The sequence below is a fragment of the Hydrogenophaga palleronii genome (assembly GCF_031457455.1).
Lineage (GTDB): Bacteria > Pseudomonadota > Gammaproteobacteria > Burkholderiales > Burkholderiaceae_C > Hydrogenophaga > Hydrogenophaga palleronii_A.
This window is the reverse complement of the sequence record NZ_JAVDWU010000007.1, coordinates 55,131-71,372: the sequence shown is the minus strand read 5'-3', so window position 1 is coordinate 71,372 and position 16,242 is coordinate 55,131. Positions and strand designations below refer to the sequence as shown.

Sequence of the window (16,242 nt, the reverse complement as noted above, 5' to 3'; positions counted from 1 at the left end):
GCGCCTACGCCCGCTGCGGCGCCAGCGTCTTGCTGTACAGCGAAGCGCCTGCGAGGTCTTTCAGCGTCACCGTCATCGCGCGTGTCCTGGCGTCGATGTCGACCTGGCCGAAGAACTGCAAGCCGCTGGACGGCGGTGCGTTCACTTCGGTGGGGGCCTTCTGGTACATCACCTGCATGCCGAAAGTGGCATCGGTCTTGTTGGGGCCGAAGCCACCGGCATTGAGCGGGCCGGAGACAAATTCCCAGAATGGCGAGAAGTCGCTGAACTGCGCCTTGGCTGGATCGAAGTAGTGGGCCGCGGTGTAGTGCACGTCAGCCGTGAGCCACACCACGTTCTTGATGCCCGCCTGCTTGATCGCGCGCAGCAGACCTGCCAGCTCCAGCTCCCGGCCTTTGGGTGCGCCATCTTCCCCGTTGGCCATGGCCTCCCACTTGTCCTTGCCATCGGGCACGTGCAGACCGATCGGCATGTCGGCAGCAATCACCTTCCACACCGCCTTCGAGCGCTTGAGCCCGTCCAGCAGCCAGTCCAGCTGGGGCTTGCCCATGAACACGGTCTCGGCGCTTTCGCGGGTTTGCAGGTTCGCGGTGTTGGGACCGCGGTAGCTGCGCATGTCCACCACGAACAGATCGAGCAGCGGGCCTTGCGGCAGGTGGCGGTAAACGCGCTCAGCCTCCACGTCAGCGGTTCGGCGCATCGGGGCGTACTCGTTGAAGGCCACGGTGCCGCGTGCCACCAGCAAAGGAATGTTCTTCTCGGTGTAGCGCTGGTCGCCGCTCAGGTCTTTGGCGTCTGAGTAGTTGTTGACCACCTCATGGTCGTCCCATTGCCAGATCTGGGGCACTTCGGCCGCCATGCGGCGCACGTTGGCGTCCATCAGGTTGTAGCGGTAGCGGCCACGGAACTCGTTCAGCGTTTCAGCGACCTTGCTCACCTCTTCAGTGACCAGGTTGTTCCACAGGCTGCCGTCGGCCAGCTTCACCTGTGCGCTGATCGGGCCGTCGGCGTAGATGGTGTCGCCGCAGTGCAGGAAGAAATCGGGGTTGGTGCTGCGCATCTGCTCGTAGATCTTCATGCCGCCCCAGGCCTCGTTGATGCCCCAACCTTGCCCGGCGGTGTCACCGCTCCAGACAAAACGCACGTCACGCGCAGCCCGGCCATGGGTGGCCGCCGCTGGCAGGCGCAAGTGCCCCTGCAGGGGTTCGGACAGCACACGTTCGTTGTGCAGATCCTGCAGCACCACGCGGTAGAAGATCTCCTGACCGGCAGGCAGGCCGTTGAGGTCCACGCGACCGGTGAAATCAGATGTCTCCAGCATGTGCGGGCCGCGCACGCGGGTGGCGTTGGCAAAGCTCGCGGTGGTGGCCCATTCCAGCCACAGGCGTGCGGGGCGGTCGCTGCGCGTCCAGATCACCGCCCCGTCGGCCTTCGGGTCGCCGCTTTGAATGCCATGCGCCATTTGCGGGCGCGCGCCATCGCGCGTGACGATGGCGGGTGCGGTGGCGCCCTGTGCCAAGACCCGCGACGCAGGCGCCACCACGGCGCCCCCAAGAAGGGCCCCACGGGCCATGAAAACACGACGATCCATCAAAACGCTCCCAAATTGATTGCAACAACGCTTCAGTGTTCGCACGTTTGATGTCATGCGTATGAAGCCGGCGCGTCAGTTCGCCAGAGCTTGAATGCTTCAGCGGCCTGACCGCGATTCGTGGCACCGCCCCGTCAGGTTGGCGTGCAGGTTCAATACAACACGCCATCCACCGGCCAGACTGCAAGCCTTCCACACCGCAAGGAGTTGCCATGCAGTTGAAGGTCAATGGGCGCACGGTGACCGTGCCGGCCGACTGGCGCGATGAATCGTTGTTGAACGTGCTGCGCGAACCGCTGGGCCTGGTGGGCACCAAGTTCGGCTGCGGCGCGGGGCTGTGCGGCGCGTGCACGGTCTTGCTGGATGGTGAAGCCGTGCGCAGCTGTGTGCTGCCGGTGACCAACGTGGGCAATGCCGCCGTCACCACCATCGAAGGCCTGAGCAGTTCAGGCACATTGCACCCGGTGCAGCAGGCCTGGCTGGACGTGGCCGTGCCCCAGTGCGGCTACTGCCAGGCCGGGCAGATCATGAGCACAGTCGCACTGCTGCGCCGCATGCCCCGGCCCGACGACACACAGATCGACAGCGCGCTGGCGGGCAACCTGTGCCGCTGCGGCACGCAGCAGCGTATCAGGCAGGCGGTGAAGCGGACGGCGGGGATCGCCACATGAACACTATCGCTCTCTCCCGCAGGCGCTTCCTGCAACTGGGCGCTGGGGGCCTCACCGTGGCCGTGGTGCCCAGCCTCACCGGCTGCGCGCTGCCCGTGATCCCCAAGCGCCCGCAGCCCAGCCTGCAGGACGCCCTGGGCTGGGTACGCCATGTGGACGGGCGCACCACGCTCATCATTCCGCGCGTAGAAATGGGCCAGAACATCCTCACGGCCTTGAAGCAGATCGTCTGCCTGGAAATGGGTGTGGCCTGGGACACCGTGGACGCCCAACTGCACAGCACAACCACCATCGGCCGTGTGCGCGCCACCGTGGGCAGCGATTCGGTGAAAGACTTTGCCCTGCCCCTGGCGCAGGCCTGCGCCACGCTGCGCGACGCGCTGGCCAGCGGGCAGACGCAAGGCCAGCTCACCGTGGTGGAAAGACCGCTGGACCAGCTGCGTTTTCTGCAAGCGCGCAGCCCGCTGCCCACCGGGCCGCACCTGCCCATGGAACAGGGCACCGCCATTGTGCGCGGTGAACCCTTGTATGTGGCCGATGTGCGCCGGCCCGGCATGCTGTTTGGTCGCGTGCTGCGCGCGCCGGTGTCACCGGAACTGCGTTCGCGCCCTGGCCCCATGAACGACGCAGCCGGCCGCGCCATTCCCGGCTTTGTGGCGCTGGTGCGCGATCCCTTGCTGACCATGAGCAACAGCGAGGGCGTGGGCATTGTTGCGCGCACGCCGGGCGCGCTGGACCGAGTGGAACAGGCCCTGGCCATGGCCTGGCAGATCGACGGCGGCTTCGGACAGTCGACCATCGACGCCGCCATCGACATCGACCGCCGGCTGGCGGACAGCCCGCGCCGCGCTCACCAGGTGCACGATGAAAAGATCCAGGAAGTAGGCGAGTGGGACGTGGACCTGCGCATCGACGTGCCGCTGGCCGCCCACGCCGCCATTGAACCCCGTGCCGCCGTGGCAGAGTTTGACGCGCAGGGGCACCTGCAACTGTGGGTGGGTTCGCAAGACGTTTTCTACCAGCGCGACGCGGTGGCCAAGCGGCTGGGGCTGTCAGAAGACCAGGTGCAGGTGCACGGCCAGCGCGTGGGCGGCGCGTTTGGCGGCAAGACCATCTGCACGGTGGAGCTGGAAGCGGCTGTGCTGGCCCGCGCCGCCAAGGCACCGGTGAAGGTGCAATGGAACCGGGCGCAGGAATTCAAACACGGCTTTCACCGCCCACCTTCCAGTCACCGCATTCGCGCCCGGCTGCAAGATGGTCGCCTGCAGCACTGGTGGCACAGCTTCGCCAGCAGCCACATCCTGCTCACGTCCGCTGCCGCGCCGCCCTGGCTGCAACTGGTGACGCACGTGATCGGCGACATGGGTGTGGCGCGTGGTGCCACGCTGCCCTACCGCGCCAAGGCACGACGATCTGAATTTGACCTGGAGCGACTGCCGGTGCACACCGGCCCATGGCGCGGCCTGGGCGCTGGTCCCAACGTGTTGGCCCTGGAGTCTGCGATGGACGAATGCGCGAGGGCCGCCGGGGCAGACCCGGTGCAGTTCCGCCTGGACCACATCGACGACCCACGCCTGGCAGACGTGCTGCGCATGGCGGTGAAAGCTGCTGAATCGAAGGAGGCACCAGCCGCCATGCCGCATGCCAAACGCGGACGTGGCGTTTCCTGCGGCATCTACAAGGAGAAGAGTTACGCCGCCGTGGTGGCCGACGTGCAGGTGGACCCGACCACCGGCGAGATACGCGTGTTGCAGATGTGGTGCGCCCATGACTGCGGCCACGTGATCAACGCCGACCAGGTGCGCGTCCAGTGCGAAGGCAATCTGGTGTGGGGCCTGGGGATGGCGCTGATCGAACAGCTGCCGGTGGGTACATCGGAAGTGGCTGCGATGAACTTTGCCGATTCACCCATTCCGCGCTTGGGCGAAGTGCCGCCCATGCAGGTGCTGCTGGTGGACAGCACGGAGCCACCCACCGGCGCGGGCGAAACGGCCATCGTGGCATCGGCCGCAGCCATTGCCAACGCGATCCGCGATGCCGTGGGGGTCAGGCCCACGCGCCTGCCCGTGCGGGCCGAAGACTTGCGCACAATGTTGGGCACTCCATCCAGCACCACCGTTCCCTCCCGCCCATGAAGCCTCCTGCCCGCCAGGCACCGACGACAGACTTCGCCAGCGCCGCCATGGTGCGCGTGCTGGCCCAAGGCATGCGCGAGCTGGGGCTGAACCCTGATGCAACCATGCCCCTGGCAGCGGACCAGCGCGCCACGGTCTCGATCGACGAAAAACGCCTGCTGGTGCGGTCGGCCATTGAACAGGGTGGCTGGGGCTGCCTGGCCTTGCTGGGGCGCGGCCTGCACGGCTATGCACAAGAGCCCACCCACATTGCGCTGGCGTCTGCCCGCGACGCACGCGATCTGTTCAACCGCTGGGCGCGCCTGGAGCAGTACATCCATTCCCGCCACCGCATTGACCTGCTGGGCCTGACTGAATGCAGCGCCCGCATCGCTCACCGCGCCCGCACCGGCCTGCCGCCACCGCTGCTGGCCGAGAGTCTGGTGGTGCTGGGCGTGCTGGTGGCATTTCTGGAAGCCGTGGGCGCGACCCAGGTGACCACGTGGGTGGGCGATGTGCCCGTGTACCCGGCGCCCGATCCTCACGCGCTGGCTCGGCTGGCGCAGCAAGACAGCCCGGCGGAATGGCGCATGGCATGGGCGCCCGCCAATGCATGGCGTGAACCGCCCCTCATGGGTGCAGCCCCCGCACCCCATCTGGAGCCCCCACAAACCTGGCCAGCGCACGCACAACAATGCTTCAGCACACTGAGCAAAGACCTCATGGCCCCGCTGACCCTGCCTGCGCTGGCGGAAGCTCAAGGCGAGGCACCGCGCAGCCTGCAACGCAACCTGAGCCGCGCCGGACTGAGCTACACACATGTGCTCTCTGAAGCGCGCTGCAGGTCTGCGTCATGGTGGCTGCTGAAATCGCCGGCACCCATTGCCGAGGTGGGTTTCGTCAGCGGCTACGCCGACCAGCCCCACTTCACCCGCGACTTTCGCACCCGCGTGGGCCTCACGCCTCTGCGCTTTCGCACGGAATTTGCTGCGGTGGACTGACGTTCTGACCACAGCCATTTCGCGATACGTCTTCAAAGCCTCGGCCACAGGCAGTCCTTTCCGCCTCCGCCTCCGAAGGGGCCAAGAGCCGGGTCAGATCTCGCTGAGGCGACGCTGCACGGCGGAAACGAGCGGCGTGATGGCGGACGGCGGGAAGGGGGACACGCTACTGACATTGATCTCACAGAGCACATAGCGCCCTGGACCCCCGACCGAACGTTCACCCAACATGAAGTCGCAGTCCCACAGAAGAGGAAGCTGCTCCCGCGCAAGCCCAACACGTGCACGAAGCAGTTCGACCCATTCAGCCTCAAGGCGTTGCCTCAGGTCCTGGAATTGCGGCAGGTCAGCAGCGTAATAGAGCCTGGGTCCTGGTGCGGGTGCTGGTCCGCCAGGCATGCCGGGATAAAGGGCGTTCACCGACTGATGCCCGAACCCGGCGACACTGTCTTCGACCAGGTAGGCGCGAATCATGCCCTCCACCATCCGTGGTTGCCACGCCTGGTCGATCATGTGTCCGCCGCTCGCCACTTCAAAATACGGCGCCAGCTTCGCCAGTAGCGCCCCAAGCTCCAGCACCTCTTCTTCGCTGCCACGTTGCGCGTGGCGCGCCCGCAGACGCCTGGTCGCACCCTCCATCAATTCCACCCGCCAAACGCCGATTCCACTGTGTCCGCGGTACTGCTTGAGCACCCGCGCACCCCGCAGAAGTCTTTCCGGCAGTTCTTCCTCCAGCTGCTTGAGGTTCTCGACGCGACAGACATCGCTGCCGAACGGGAGGTCACGTGTCTCGAACAGGACGTCCTTGGTCCCCAGCTTCTGGATCGCATCGGGATGTGCGCTGACGACGACACCCGTGTCCGCCACCCGCCGCAACATGGCATCCAGCAGGTCTCGCCTTCGCCCGCCTTCGATGGGGTTGCACCACGCAAGCACAAGTTGGCAGTCGTGCAACTGCTGCTCTACCTCATCGGCGAAGGCGTCGTTGTACACAGCTGGCACCGCTTTCACACCGGCGCTCGCGAACGCTTCGAACAAGGCCCCAAAGCGGCTCTCAGCCGGGTCGGCGCGATCGCGCATGGGGCGATCGCCGGGATAGAGCAATGCGATGGAAGGGGCAGACATGGTCAAGGCCTCGGACATTCACACGTGCAGCAGACGCCGCGCGTTCGCGTGAGCAATCAAGTCTCTGTCGGCCTCCCCCAGACCGCATTGATCGAACATATTCGTGAGGCGCGCCGGCAGATTCGTTTCCGTCACGACAGGCCAATCTGTGCCCATTACGACGTGATCTGCCCCCACGAGGTCAACGGCAGCACGGAGCAGGACCGAGTGCAAACCCGTTGTGTCGATGTAGACGTTGCGGCGCGGGAACGCGTGTTTTCCGATCTGTGCCCCGTCTGCCAGGCACTCGCCAACCATCAAGCCGCCCAGTGCGAGCGCAGTCACGACCACATTCAGGTTCGGCATTTCCTCGAACATGCCGGCGTTCGCCATGGCAAGCAATGCGGCGCTGTTGATCGCGCTGCGGGAGAGCCGCTCGCTGAACTTCCCCGTGCGACCGAATTTCTGGCGCAGAACGGCATCCGGCACCGGGTGCAGGAAAACGGGAACGCCCAGTTCCGACGCAGCGAGAAAGGTCGGCCTCGCCTCGGGTGCGTCGGGAAGGAGGTCGCCCTTTGCGCTCTCGATGAACACGCCCTTCAAGCCCAGCTCCCGGACAGCTCTTGTGAGTTCGCGGGCCGACGCCTCTCTGCGGTATGCGTCAACCGTGGCGAGTCCATGCAGAACAGCGCTGTGGCGGTGTGTGACGTCGGCAATCGAGTCGTTGATTCGACGGACGGTGTCGAGGTCCGCCTCCTCACCCGGCGCAAGCACGAACTCAAGGGACGTGTTGATCACACGGCTCGTGATACCCGCTGTCTGCAGTGATGCTAGCAGGGCCTCTTCCTGCGTCAGACGCCTGCTCACGCCGTCCCAGAATTCCTTCTGGGCCGGGGGGTTTCCCCTCGACGCATCGATCGGAATGCCCGAACCAGCGAAGTGGCAGTGAAAGTCGATCACATCCATGACGCAGTCCTCAGACATGCTTCACTGCAAGCGGTCGACCTTCGGCCTTCCAGCCGTCGATGCCGCCGCGCAAGAACTTGACATCGACGCCCGCCGAATGCAAACGCATGGCTGTAGAGCGTTCGACCTCGTGCCCGTACACGCGATCGTCTGCCGTGCTCACCAGCGGTTCACTGGTCGCTTCCACTGCCACCTGATACCGCTCATACACGCGCGTCCAGTTGACGTTCTCCATGAGCGCGTCGACGTACCGGCCCGCTGCGGCACCAAAGTCCGGGTGGTAGGCGTTCTCGTACATGTCGAGCGCCGCCTGAGATGTCAGGGTTGTCATGGGGTAGCCTTCAATGCGGCGTAAATAGAGTCAAAGAGACCGAATGCGGCCTGCAGCAACTGGTCGTCGTCGGGATGCTTCCGTTGCATGCCACGAACCATCATCTCCACGCCAGGCGCTTCGTCCAGCGGAATGCCGCCGACGTCGATGTAGTGGACGAGCTGGGAAAGCCGCGCCAGGCCGGGCTCCTTGTCCAGCCCAAAGCGCTTCGCAACAACCTCAAAGGTGACCAGGTCCCCCACGTGGGTGAAGGTTGCTCCATCAAAGTCGTAGCCGAGCGCCGACTTCGGACACTTCTTTGCATCCGACAGCCAGATGAAAGTCGGCGACCTGTCGACGAAGCGCTGAACCAGCCAGGCCGTGGCAAGGCGGTCCACCCATGGGCGCTTTCGGGTCGCCCAGGTGCGGCCTTGATAGTCCTCGATGGAAAGCGACGTGACGGCGGCCTTCGTCGGGGACGGCTCGTCGGGTGAGAGGTGCAGTTCGATCTCGCGCCGCAGGGTCGTGACGGCGTCCGTCGCGCGAGCGCTCTCCTTACCCGGAAAGAAGTCGCTGGCCTGCACCTGCTGCAGCTGCTGTTCAAGGCTGCGCAACGCCTTGTGAAGCTCGACTTCGGTGGCTTTCCCCACGCCCTTGCGGGCGTCCTTCACAGACTGCAGCAGCTCGACATACAACTCTGAGCGGTCGAACAGCGCCCGAAAAACCTGTTCCTGTGCATCGTCACGCGCGCGCAGCTCAAGCAGGTGGGCATCTGCGCCTGCTTCATGGATGGTCGTGGCCAGCTCACGAAGCGCCAAGGCGGACGGGGCCGATGCCGGGAGAACATAAACGCCGTCGCGGAGGGCTCCCGCGCCGGTGGCTTTCAGTGCGCGCCAGACCCGGACTCGAAGAGCACTGGGGTTCGTCGGCAGGGTGGCGGTGAGGACAAGCCAATCAGTCATGAAACGATTATCACATGATGTGATAATCGATACAAGAGCACAAAGGAACAAACCGGGTGGCCGGCTGGTTGAAGGGGGTGGCGGCGTTCATGCGCGTGCTCGCTGTGTCCGGTTGTCATCTGCACCTGCGCTTCCAAGCGGCGTGGAAGGCTGTGCAACCTTGGGTAAACAACCCAGCCCCACCAGCGTGGCCTCCACCGCTTCGTCCAGCGGGGTGTGCGGCTCATGGCCCAGCTGTTGAATCAGGCGGCGGTTGTCCATGCGCACCGGCTGTTGCCACAGATAGCGCATGCCCAGCAGTTCGCGAAAGGTGACCACGAAGGGCGACACCATGCGCACTAGCCACCACGGGAAGGCCTTGATGGCAGGCGCTGCCCCACCTCGGCGCACCACCACTCGCTGCACGGCTTCAGCCAAGGCGGTGCCGGTGGCGTCCCAGTAGCCGGCCATGTGGAAGCTGGCGAAGGCTGGCAGGGTTTCGCGGTGGTCCAGCAGGTCTTCCATGGTGCGGGCCACGTCCGGCAGATAGGCAAACTGGTGGCCCACGCCGGGGGCGGCCGGTGTGTACACCGTGCCCACCGCGCGCCCGGGCTTGACCATGCCCTGGCTGAACCAGTTGTTGCCCGCGCGAGGACCAAAAAAATCGCCTGCGCGCACCACGATCACCTTCATGCGACCCGCCCGCGCGGCTTTGTCCAGGCGCTGCTCCAGTGCCACGCGAATGCGGCCCTTGGTGGTGTGGGCGTTTTGCGGTGCGTCTTCGCCAATCAGGGGAAACGCGTCTGGCCCGTAGTTGTAGACCGTGCCCGGCAGCACCACCGTGGCGCCAGTGGCCTGGGCGGCGGCAATGGTGTTGTCGATCATGGGCAGCACCCATTCGGCCCAGCGGTGATAGCCGGGCGGGTTCACCGCGTGCACGATCACCGCACAGCCCTGCGCAGCGGCCATCACATCGGCCGCCTTCAGTGCGTCGCCTTCCACCCATTCGATGCCACCTTGCTGCTGGCGCGCAACACCCAAGCCCCGCTTCATGGCACGCACCTGCCAGCCCCGCGCCAGCAGCAGACGAGCCATCTCCCCGCCAATGCCGCCCGTGGCACCAAGCACCAGAACCGTTGATGAATCCGACATGAAAAACTCCTGAAAAAGGGGTGATGGGGTAGTGATGGCGTTATGGTCGGCGTTTCGGTGTAGAAAATAAACGCCTAATCATTAACACATGCTCAACGTTTTTGTATGGACCAAAGAATTGGATGGGAGCTGTACCGCTCTCTGCTGGCGGTGCTGGAAGAAGGCTCGCTCTCAGGCGCAGCGCGCACGCTGGGCCTCACGCAGCCCACCGTGGGCCGGCACGTGGCGCTGCTGGAAGCCGCGCTGGGCACCACCCTGTTCATGCGCTCGCAGACCGGCCTGCAACCCACCGAAGCCGCGCTGGCGCTGCGCGACGGCGCCGAAGCCATGCACAGCATGGCCGCATCGCTGGAACGCAGCGCGCGCAGCCTGGGCGAAGGCGTGCGCGGCACGGTGCGCATATCCGCCAGCGAAGTGATGGGCGTGGAAGTGCTGCCACCCATGCTGGCCGCGCTGCATGCGAAGCACCCGGACCTGCGCGTGGAACTGGTCACCAGCAACGCCCTGCAAGACCTGGTGCGCCGCGAAGTGGACATCGCCGTGCGCATGACGCCACCCAAACAAGAGGTGCTGCTGGCCACCCGCGTGGGCGACGTGGAAGTGGGCCTGCACGCCCACCGCAGCTACCTGGAACGCCACGGCAAGCCCACGTCAATGGCCGACCTGGCCCACCACGTGCTCATCGGCTTCGACCGCGAAACCCCGTTCCTGCGCAGCGCCACCGCCAAGCTGCCCATCTGGCAACGCGAAAACTTTCACTGGCGTTGCGACAGCGATCTGGCCCAACTGGCCCTGCTGCGCGCCGGCGCCGGCATCGGCGGCTGCCAGACCGCCCTGGCCCGCCGCGACCCGAACCTGGTGCGTGTGCTGCCCACCCGCCTGGCCCTCAAACTGACCACCTGGGTGGCCATGCACGAGGGGTTGCGGAACAGCCCGCGTTGCAGGGTGGTGTTTGATGGGTTGGTGAAGGGGTTGAGGGGGTATGTGAAGTGAGACGGCGTATGGCAATTGCCAAGAAGGTATGTGCGCCTGGTTTCGACCCGGGGCGGTCTTTCAGCAAGGGACCTCATGGCCGCCATCCCGATTGCCGCAAACGGCCTGTTCTGTGGAGTCAAACGTGAGTGCCGCAGTAAACTGGCAAAGCGATTTGGTGGACTGACCGGCGATCTCGGTCGGGTGTTCGGGCTTGGTCGAGTTGGCCGGATCTGTTATACCTGCTCACTGAACCACCAGACTGAGCCAACTGATTGATTAAAAACAACTTTCGGAGGAAGCATGCGACTTTTTTAAGGACTGGCATTGCGGGTATCCGGTGTTTTGCCGTTTAAATCAAAGTGTTAGGTACTCAAGGAGATATTCATGTCAGACCCAGTTCAATTCGTAAAAAATGAAATCATCGGCTTTTTTGAGGAAAGGAAATCGGATGTAGGGCATGTTTTACACACACCTGCTTTTCTCCATCAACGCATGATGCATTGGAACCCAAAACAAAAAGACTCGCTAGATCAAGCCATTGAGGAGCTGACCTCCGAAGGGGTAATTGAAGTTAAAGACGAAAAAATATCGATAACAGAAGCTGGAGTTAATAAAATCTATCCAGAGGTTGGCAATTCTGTGCGCAACGATATCCTCGGCTTTTTCATCGACAGCAAGGCCGATGCTGGGCATGTATTGAATACACAGGCCTTCTATCATCAGCGCATGACTCACTGGAATCCAAAACAAAAAAATGCGTTTGACGCCACTCTATCCAAGCTAATAGAAGATGGGATCATTGAGTATACAAATGAGAAAATTTCACTAACTTCAAAAGGCGTCAACGAGATCTACTAATTCGCACCTAACAATGCGCTCAAATAGCTCACTTCGTTCGCTGGGACGGGCTAAAGCCAGCCCCTTAGCTTAATCATTATATCCGCCAAGGAGATTGAGGCTTGCAAATAATTATTTTCATCGTGGCAATCCTCCTTTTTTTATCGGGCGTTGGGCTTGGTTATATGGATAAGGTTGGAGCGGCAACAGTCACGTACACGGCCGCGGTCTTGAGTCTAATTTTTGCCTTTCTCCCTGAGTTCAAGAAGTTTAAAGGCCTAGGCATCGAGGCTGAGCTACTCGATAAGAAGATAGAAGAAACAGACAGGCTTCTCAAGCAGCTTAGAGATATAACCGCCCCAATTGCAGAAATGCTGATTTCTTCCGCTGCAAGGTCTGGTCGTTGGGGTTCTGGTATGCCCAGAACCCAAAAATATGAACTTATGCAAAGGATTGAGAGCGAACTAAAAAAGTGCGGCGTCGAAGACTCTCAATTAGATCGAGCTAAGAAAGACTGGCACTATTATAATATCTTTGATCTGGCCACCCCAGTTTTTGAGAAAATTTCGGAGAAGCTGAAGCTGGTTCAGCAAGAGAGGGAGAAGGCTCTTAGAGAATTCAAGCAGCCGATAACGCCGGAAAGAATGGATGAATATAGAAGGCTGATTGAACTTCGCAACGAAGTTGGCAAGGAAATTGGCAACCTTCGTGACCTTCGGCAAATCAAGAATCAGGACCATCTTGTGGAACAGGTACTTGAATCTATATCAAATTCTGGCTCTTTGGGCGAAGAAGAAAAGGCTAACTTGACCAATGAGCTGGATGAAGAGCTTCGTGACCTAGAGCACTATATAAAACGCAAAGAATTCAGGCGGCTATCAGTATGGTTTTCTAATGATGATGCCAAGTAAAGGTATAACAAGCCATTCCAGGCGGCCGACTGATCTCCATCGTTATGAGTCGCGCCTCTAGACCCTCAATTCCCGCTGCTGTTCGACGCGCCGTCCTAGTTGAAGCCGGACACAAGTGCGCCATTCCGCGATGTGGGCATGGAGAGGTGGATATCCACCACATCATTCCGTGGGAGACTTGCGGTAAGCATGAGTACGCGAACTTGATATCTCTTTGCCCAAACTGTCATCGCCGTGCACATAAGGGTGAGATCGACCGTAAGTCACTTCATCTCTACAAGGCTGCTTTGGTGGCCTCATTCCAAGTCTCCGGCGAAGCGCTGTTCTCGGCTCCAGCGGTGGAGATCAAGCGACGCATCTACGAGGTGGATCCGGCGAGTGCGGAATGCACGTTCAGCTTCGAGTTCCCCGACTTTGTCAATCCAACGGCTCGAATCGTTTCAAAAAACATTGAGGCCTGGGGGCTCGAACTCTTGGCGACGTTTCGTCAGTCACAGGATGCGGAGCACCGTCTACACCCAACCAAACCAGACTACCCGATCAGTTGGCTTACTGGCTCCTACCAAGTCTCCCGACGAGATGCGCAAGTTATCAGCGTTCGATATGACATTGAGCAAATGGCCTTTGGAGCTGCCCATCGGTCGTACGAGACAAGAGTGCAAAACTTCTTCGTCGACCCATTTTCGCCAATGCTGCTTGAGGAACTTCTCGCTTCGCCTCAGGCGATAGAACCTTTGGCGGAAGCAGTCAGGCGAAAGCTGCTATCAGTTGGAGACCTAGATCCAACTGACGTTGAGTTTGGTACGGCGCCGGATCCGGACCGTTTCTCGAGGTTCGTAGTCGATCAGTATGGCCTTACCTTCATGTTCGATCCGTATGAGGTTGCGTGCTACGCGCAAGGACCGCAGCACGTAAGTCTCTCATTTGAAGAGTTGGCTGAGCTATTCAAACGAGAGCAGCTTTACGCCCTCGCTTCACCAGACTCATGACAGTAAAAACATGCCCTGGGACGTTTTTCTACAACCTCGTTGAACGGTAGGTTTTACGGATGCACAAAGACCGCTCCTGGCCGGGACTTCCAGTTCACGGCCTTGCCAGGAAGCCGACACCCGCTGTAGAGCCGGGCCGAACGACCGCTTTCTCTGACCCCCGCTGGCGCAAGTAGTTAAGGCTTGTGTGACACCTGCCCAGCCGCACAAGCGGTCGAACCCCCTCACCGCTGTCGGGCAGGTGTTGCATAAGCCTCGAGGGAGGAAACCGCGGCGAGCGCCACGGTAGTTGTCGAGCGCGGTGGCTATGGCGATTGCTCTACGCTCGCGTCGCGAGTTGGCAGCCTACGACTGAGCATCGACACCCCATCGATGACCGCAGGTGCCCATCCGTGCGCCACTTCGATACGGCAGTAGTTCTTAGCCGAGCCTGCGCAGACGCTGACCAAGCGACGCACGCAGCAGCCCACCGGACGCCATGTCCAGCGTCGAGTTGATCGGCGGTGTTCGAGCGTGGTCATGGTGGCGGCGGCGCCCGAATCGAGCAGTCGCGCAAGAAGATCTGCAGCACCGTCATCACGTGGCCGCAGTGCGCGCAGACGAAGGTCGGACGTGGCGAGTCCAAGCCATCGGCGCCCGCCGCTTCGGTCGGTGGCGGTGCGACCTGCAACAACTGACGCGCCAGCGCCAGGTTGTCCCGCCGGTTGCTGTTGGCCAGCAGGCCGTAGTGCCGGATCCGATGGAAGCCGCCCGGCAGCACATGCAGCAGGAAGCGGCGCATGAACTCCTGCGGGCTCAGCGTCATCGCCTTGTGACGCGTCTTGCCCCTGCCAGGCTTGTTCGCCCGGTAGTCCTTCCAGCGGAAGGTGACGCCGCGCTCGTCCATCGCGAGCAGCCGGCTGTTGGAGATGGCCACGCGGTGCGTGTAGCGCGACAGGTAGGCCAGCACCGCCTGCGGTCCGGCGAACGGGCGCTTGGCATAGACCACCCACTCGCTCTTGCGCAGTGGCGCGAGCCACGCCTTGAAGGCATCGGTGTTGGTCAGCGCCGCATGCTCGCCGAAGAACCTGAGTTTGCCGCCATCGTGCAAGCGCTGCAGCTCCTCCAGGAAGCGGCGCCTGAACAGCCGGGACAGCACGCGCACCGGCAGGAAGAACCCCGGCCGGCAGGCCACCCAGCGCGAGCCGTCGGGCGCCAACCCGCCACCTGGCACGATGCCATGCACGTGCGGGTGGTGGGTCAGCGCCGAGCCCCAGGTATGCAACACCAGCGTGGCGCCAATGTGGGCACCCAGGTGCTTGGAATCGGCCGCGATCCGCTGCAGCGTCTCGGCGGCGATGTCGAACAGCAAGCCGTACAGCGTCGCCTTGTTCTGGTACGCGATGTCGGCGATCGGTGCAGGCAGCGTGAAGACCACGTGGTAGTACTCCACCGGCAGCAGATCGGCCTGGCGCGCATCCAGCCACCGCTTGGCCGCGCTGCTCTGGCACTTCGGGCAGTGCCGGTTGCGGCACGAGTTGTACGAAACCTGATCCAGGCCACACCCGTCGCAGCGCAGGATATGGCCACCCAGTGCCGCTGTGCGGCACTGGGTGATGGCCGACATCACCTTGAGCTGCTCCAGGCTCAGGTGGCCGCGCTGGGCGTCACGCCAGGCGGGTCCATGGGCACGGAAGATGTCGGCGACCTCCAGGGCGGGTCGCGCCTGCACGATGGCGTACGACTACAGGGCTGGTGGTTGCGGTGCAGGTTCTGGCGCTGGTTCGCCTGCGGGCTTGGCGGACGTGTGATCCAGCGGGCTGATAACCCGGCGCAGCAGGTCGGTGGCCACGGCGGCGTACAGGGTCGTGGTGTCCAGCCGCTTGTGCCCGAGCAGCACTTGGATGACACGGATGTCGACCTTCTGCTCCAACAGGTGGGTGGCAAAGGCATGGCGCAGGCCGTGCGGGGTGATGCGCTTGTCGATGCCGGCCGTCGCGGCGGCCAGGTGCACGGCGCGGTTGAGCTGACGCGCGGTAACGTGGTCGGTGGGGTCCAGCCCCGGAAACAGCCAACCACCGTTGCGGATCTTGCCCTGGGCGTGGCCCAGTCTCCACCAGGCGCGCAGCCGCTCCAGCAGCACGGGGCTGAGCATGGCGTAGCGATCCTTGCGGCCCTTGCCCTGCTCCACGCGCAGGGTCATGCGCTCGCCGTCGATGTCGCCGACCTTGAGTGAGACGACTTCACTGACGCGCAGGCCCGCGCCATAGGCCACCGACATGGCAGCCTGGTGCTTGAGGTTGGGCGCGGCGGCGATCAGGCGGCCGACTTCCTCGGGGCTCAGGATCACGGGCAGCTTGCGAGGCACCGCCACATGCGTCATCTTGAGCATGAGCTCCGGCCGGCCCAGCGTGATGTCGAAGAAGAACTTCAGTCCGGTGATGGTGGCGTTGATGGTGACCGGGCCAGTGCCGGTGTCCACCAAGTGCAACTGGAAGCGGCGCAGATCCTCGGCGGCGGCGGTGTGCGGCGAGCGGCCCAGGAAGGTGGCGAGCTTGCGCACGGCGCGGATGTAGCCGTCCTGCGTGTGCTCGGCGAACTGGCGCATGCGCATGTCGTCGAGCATGCGTTGGCGCAGCGGCGAGACGGCCGCGGATGGGGTCGGGGTGCAAACGTCCATGATCCTGCTCCTGTCGGTGAC

The 16,242-nt window shown here is 62.9% G+C and carries 15 protein-coding genes; 7 read left to right on the top strand and 8 right to left on the bottom strand.

All coding sequences use genetic code 11. From position 1 onward, the window contains the following. Positions 1 to 4: 4 nt before the first annotated feature. Positions 5 to 1,591 carry an alkaline phosphatase D family protein gene (locus J2W49_RS16485; RefSeq protein ID WP_310318560.1) on the bottom strand — a complete coding sequence of 529 codons (1,587 nt, stop codon included), beginning with the start codon at positions 1,589 to 1,591 and terminating at the stop codon, positions 5 to 7. 212 nt (positions 1,592 to 1,803) lie between these two features. Here J2W49_RS16485 and J2W49_RS16480 point away from each other — a divergent pair, with 212 nt between their 5' ends. From J2W49_RS16480 to J2W49_RS16470, 3 genes are read left to right on the top strand one after another with little or no spacing between them, the layout of a single operon-like run. After that, on the top strand, positions 1,804 to 2,262 hold the full coding sequence (locus tag J2W49_RS16480; RefSeq protein ID WP_310318556.1) for a (2Fe-2S)-binding protein: 459 nt from the start codon (positions 1,804 to 1,806) through the stop codon (positions 2,260 to 2,262). Further along, a complete protein-coding gene (locus J2W49_RS16475; RefSeq protein WP_310318554.1) occupies positions 2,259 to 4,397 on the top strand; it encodes a xanthine dehydrogenase family protein molybdopterin-binding subunit in 2,139 nt (712 codons plus the stop codon). Before J2W49_RS16480 ends, J2W49_RS16475 begins: the two co-directional genes overlap by 4 nt. After that, positions 4,394 to 5,377, top strand: coding sequence for a helix-turn-helix transcriptional regulator (locus J2W49_RS16470; RefSeq protein WP_310318551.1), 984 nt, complete (start codon positions 4,394 to 4,396; stop codon positions 5,375 to 5,377). The genes J2W49_RS16475 and J2W49_RS16470 overlap by 4 nt, the downstream gene beginning before the upstream one ends. 93 nt (positions 5,378 to 5,470) lie before the next feature. Here the strand turns inward: J2W49_RS16470 and J2W49_RS16465 are convergent, their stop codons facing one another. The 5 genes from J2W49_RS16465 to J2W49_RS16445 form a co-directional block, all read right to left on the bottom strand. Continuing rightward, positions 5,471 to 6,502 carry a Cj0069 family protein gene (locus tag J2W49_RS16465; RefSeq protein WP_310318548.1) on the bottom strand — a complete coding sequence of 344 codons (1,032 nt, stop codon included), beginning with the start codon at positions 6,500 to 6,502 and terminating at the stop codon, positions 5,471 to 5,473. An 18-nt stretch (positions 6,503 to 6,520) separates the two neighbouring features. Continuing rightward, positions 6,521 to 7,447 carry an amidohydrolase family protein gene (locus tag J2W49_RS16460; RefSeq protein ID WP_310318545.1) on the bottom strand — a complete coding sequence of 309 codons (927 nt, stop codon included), beginning with the start codon at positions 7,445 to 7,447 and terminating at the stop codon, positions 6,521 to 6,523. A gap of 10 nt (positions 7,448 to 7,457) precedes the next feature. After that, on the bottom strand, positions 7,458 to 7,778 hold the full coding sequence (locus tag J2W49_RS16455) for a Fe-Mn family superoxide dismutase (protein WP_310318542.1): 321 nt from the start codon (positions 7,776 to 7,778) through the stop codon (positions 7,458 to 7,460). Next, positions 7,775 to 8,719 carry a chromate resistance protein ChrB domain-containing protein gene (locus tag J2W49_RS16450; protein WP_310318540.1) on the bottom strand — a complete coding sequence of 315 codons (945 nt, stop codon included), beginning with the start codon at positions 8,717 to 8,719 and terminating at the stop codon, positions 7,775 to 7,777. Before J2W49_RS16450 ends, J2W49_RS16455 begins: the two co-directional genes overlap by 4 nt. Before the next feature lie 87 nt (positions 8,720 to 8,806). Beyond that, complete coding sequence (locus J2W49_RS16445) at positions 8,807 to 9,850, bottom strand: NAD-dependent epimerase/dehydratase family protein (RefSeq protein ID WP_310318537.1); 1,044 nt, start codon at positions 9,848 to 9,850, stop codon at positions 8,807 to 8,809. A gap of 105 nt (positions 9,851 to 9,955) precedes the next feature. On the opposite strand from J2W49_RS16445, the gene J2W49_RS16440 reads away from it, so the two are divergent. The 4 genes from J2W49_RS16440 (at position 9,956) to J2W49_RS16425 (ending at position 13,562) form a co-directional block, all read left to right on the top strand. Then, positions 9,956 to 10,843, top strand: a complete 888-nt coding sequence (locus tag J2W49_RS16440) for a LysR family transcriptional regulator (RefSeq protein WP_310318534.1) — start codon at positions 9,956 to 9,958, stop codon at positions 10,841 to 10,843. Positions 10,844 to 11,209: 366 nt separating this feature from the next. Then, positions 11,210 to 11,683, top strand: a complete 474-nt coding sequence (locus tag J2W49_RS16435) for a hypothetical protein (RefSeq protein ID WP_310318531.1) — start codon at positions 11,210 to 11,212, stop codon at positions 11,681 to 11,683. 101 nt (positions 11,684 to 11,784) lie between these two features. Further along, positions 11,785 to 12,573, top strand: a complete 789-nt coding sequence (locus J2W49_RS16430; RefSeq protein ID WP_310318528.1) for a hypothetical protein — start codon at positions 11,785 to 11,787, stop codon at positions 12,571 to 12,573. A gap of 44 nt (positions 12,574 to 12,617) precedes the next feature. Then, positions 12,618 to 13,562 carry a DUF3298 domain-containing protein gene (locus J2W49_RS16425; RefSeq protein ID WP_405001042.1) on the top strand — a complete coding sequence of 315 codons (945 nt, stop codon included), beginning with the start codon at positions 12,618 to 12,620 and terminating at the stop codon, positions 13,560 to 13,562. A 517-nt stretch (positions 13,563 to 14,079) separates the two neighbouring features. Here J2W49_RS16425 and J2W49_RS16420 read toward each other — a convergent pair. After that, positions 14,080 to 15,273 carry an IS91 family transposase gene (locus tag J2W49_RS16420; protein ID WP_310318522.1) on the bottom strand — a complete coding sequence of 398 codons (1,194 nt, stop codon included), beginning with the start codon at positions 15,271 to 15,273 and terminating at the stop codon, positions 14,080 to 14,082. A 12-nt stretch (positions 15,274 to 15,285) separates the two neighbouring features. Beyond that, positions 15,286 to 16,221, bottom strand: a complete 936-nt coding sequence (locus J2W49_RS16415; protein ID WP_310318519.1) for a tyrosine-type recombinase/integrase — start codon at positions 16,219 to 16,221, stop codon at positions 15,286 to 15,288. Positions 16,222 to 16,242 lie beyond the last annotated feature (21 nt).

Bases quoted from the DNA above. Each gene is read 5' to 3' on its own strand.
- J2W49_RS16475 (WP_310318554.1), top strand. From the start codon at position 2,259: ATGAACACTATCGCTCTCTCCCGCAGGCGCTTCCTGCAACTGGGCGCT.
- J2W49_RS16425 (WP_405001042.1), top strand. From the start codon at position 12,618: ATGAGTCGCGCCTCTAGACCCTCAATTCCCGCTGCTGTTCGACGCGCC.
- J2W49_RS16440 (WP_310318534.1), top strand. From the start codon at position 9,956: ATGGACCAAAGAATTGGATGGGAGCTGTACCGCTCTCTGCTGGCGGTG.
- J2W49_RS16450 (WP_310318540.1), bottom strand. From the start codon at position 8,719: ATGACTGATTGGCTTGTCCTCACCGCCACCCTGCCGACGAACCCCAGT.
- J2W49_RS16465 (WP_310318548.1), bottom strand. From the start codon at position 6,502: ATGTCTGCCCCTTCCATCGCATTGCTCTATCCCGGCGATCGCCCCATG.
- J2W49_RS16445 (WP_310318537.1), bottom strand. From the start codon at position 9,850: ATGTCGGATTCATCAACGGTTCTGGTGCTTGGTGCCACGGGCGGCATT.
- J2W49_RS16455 (WP_310318542.1), bottom strand. From the start codon at position 7,778: ATGACAACCCTGACATCTCAGGCGGCGCTCGACATGTACGAGAACGCC.
- J2W49_RS16460 (WP_310318545.1), bottom strand. From the start codon at position 7,447: ATGGATGTGATCGACTTTCACTGCCACTTCGCTGGTTCGGGCATTCCG.
- J2W49_RS16480 (WP_310318556.1), top strand. From the start codon at position 1,804: ATGCAGTTGAAGGTCAATGGGCGCACGGTGACCGTGCCGGCCGACTGG.
- J2W49_RS16415 (WP_310318519.1), bottom strand. From the start codon at position 16,221: ATGGACGTTTGCACCCCGACCCCATCCGCGGCCGTCTCGCCGCTGCGC.
- J2W49_RS16470 (WP_310318551.1), top strand. From the start codon at position 4,394: ATGAAGCCTCCTGCCCGCCAGGCACCGACGACAGACTTCGCCAGCGCC.
- J2W49_RS16485 (WP_310318560.1), bottom strand. From the start codon at position 1,591: ATGGATCGTCGTGTTTTCATGGCCCGTGGGGCCCTTCTTGGGGGCGCC.
- J2W49_RS16435 (WP_310318531.1), top strand. From the start codon at position 11,210: ATGTCAGACCCAGTTCAATTCGTAAAAAATGAAATCATCGGCTTTTTT.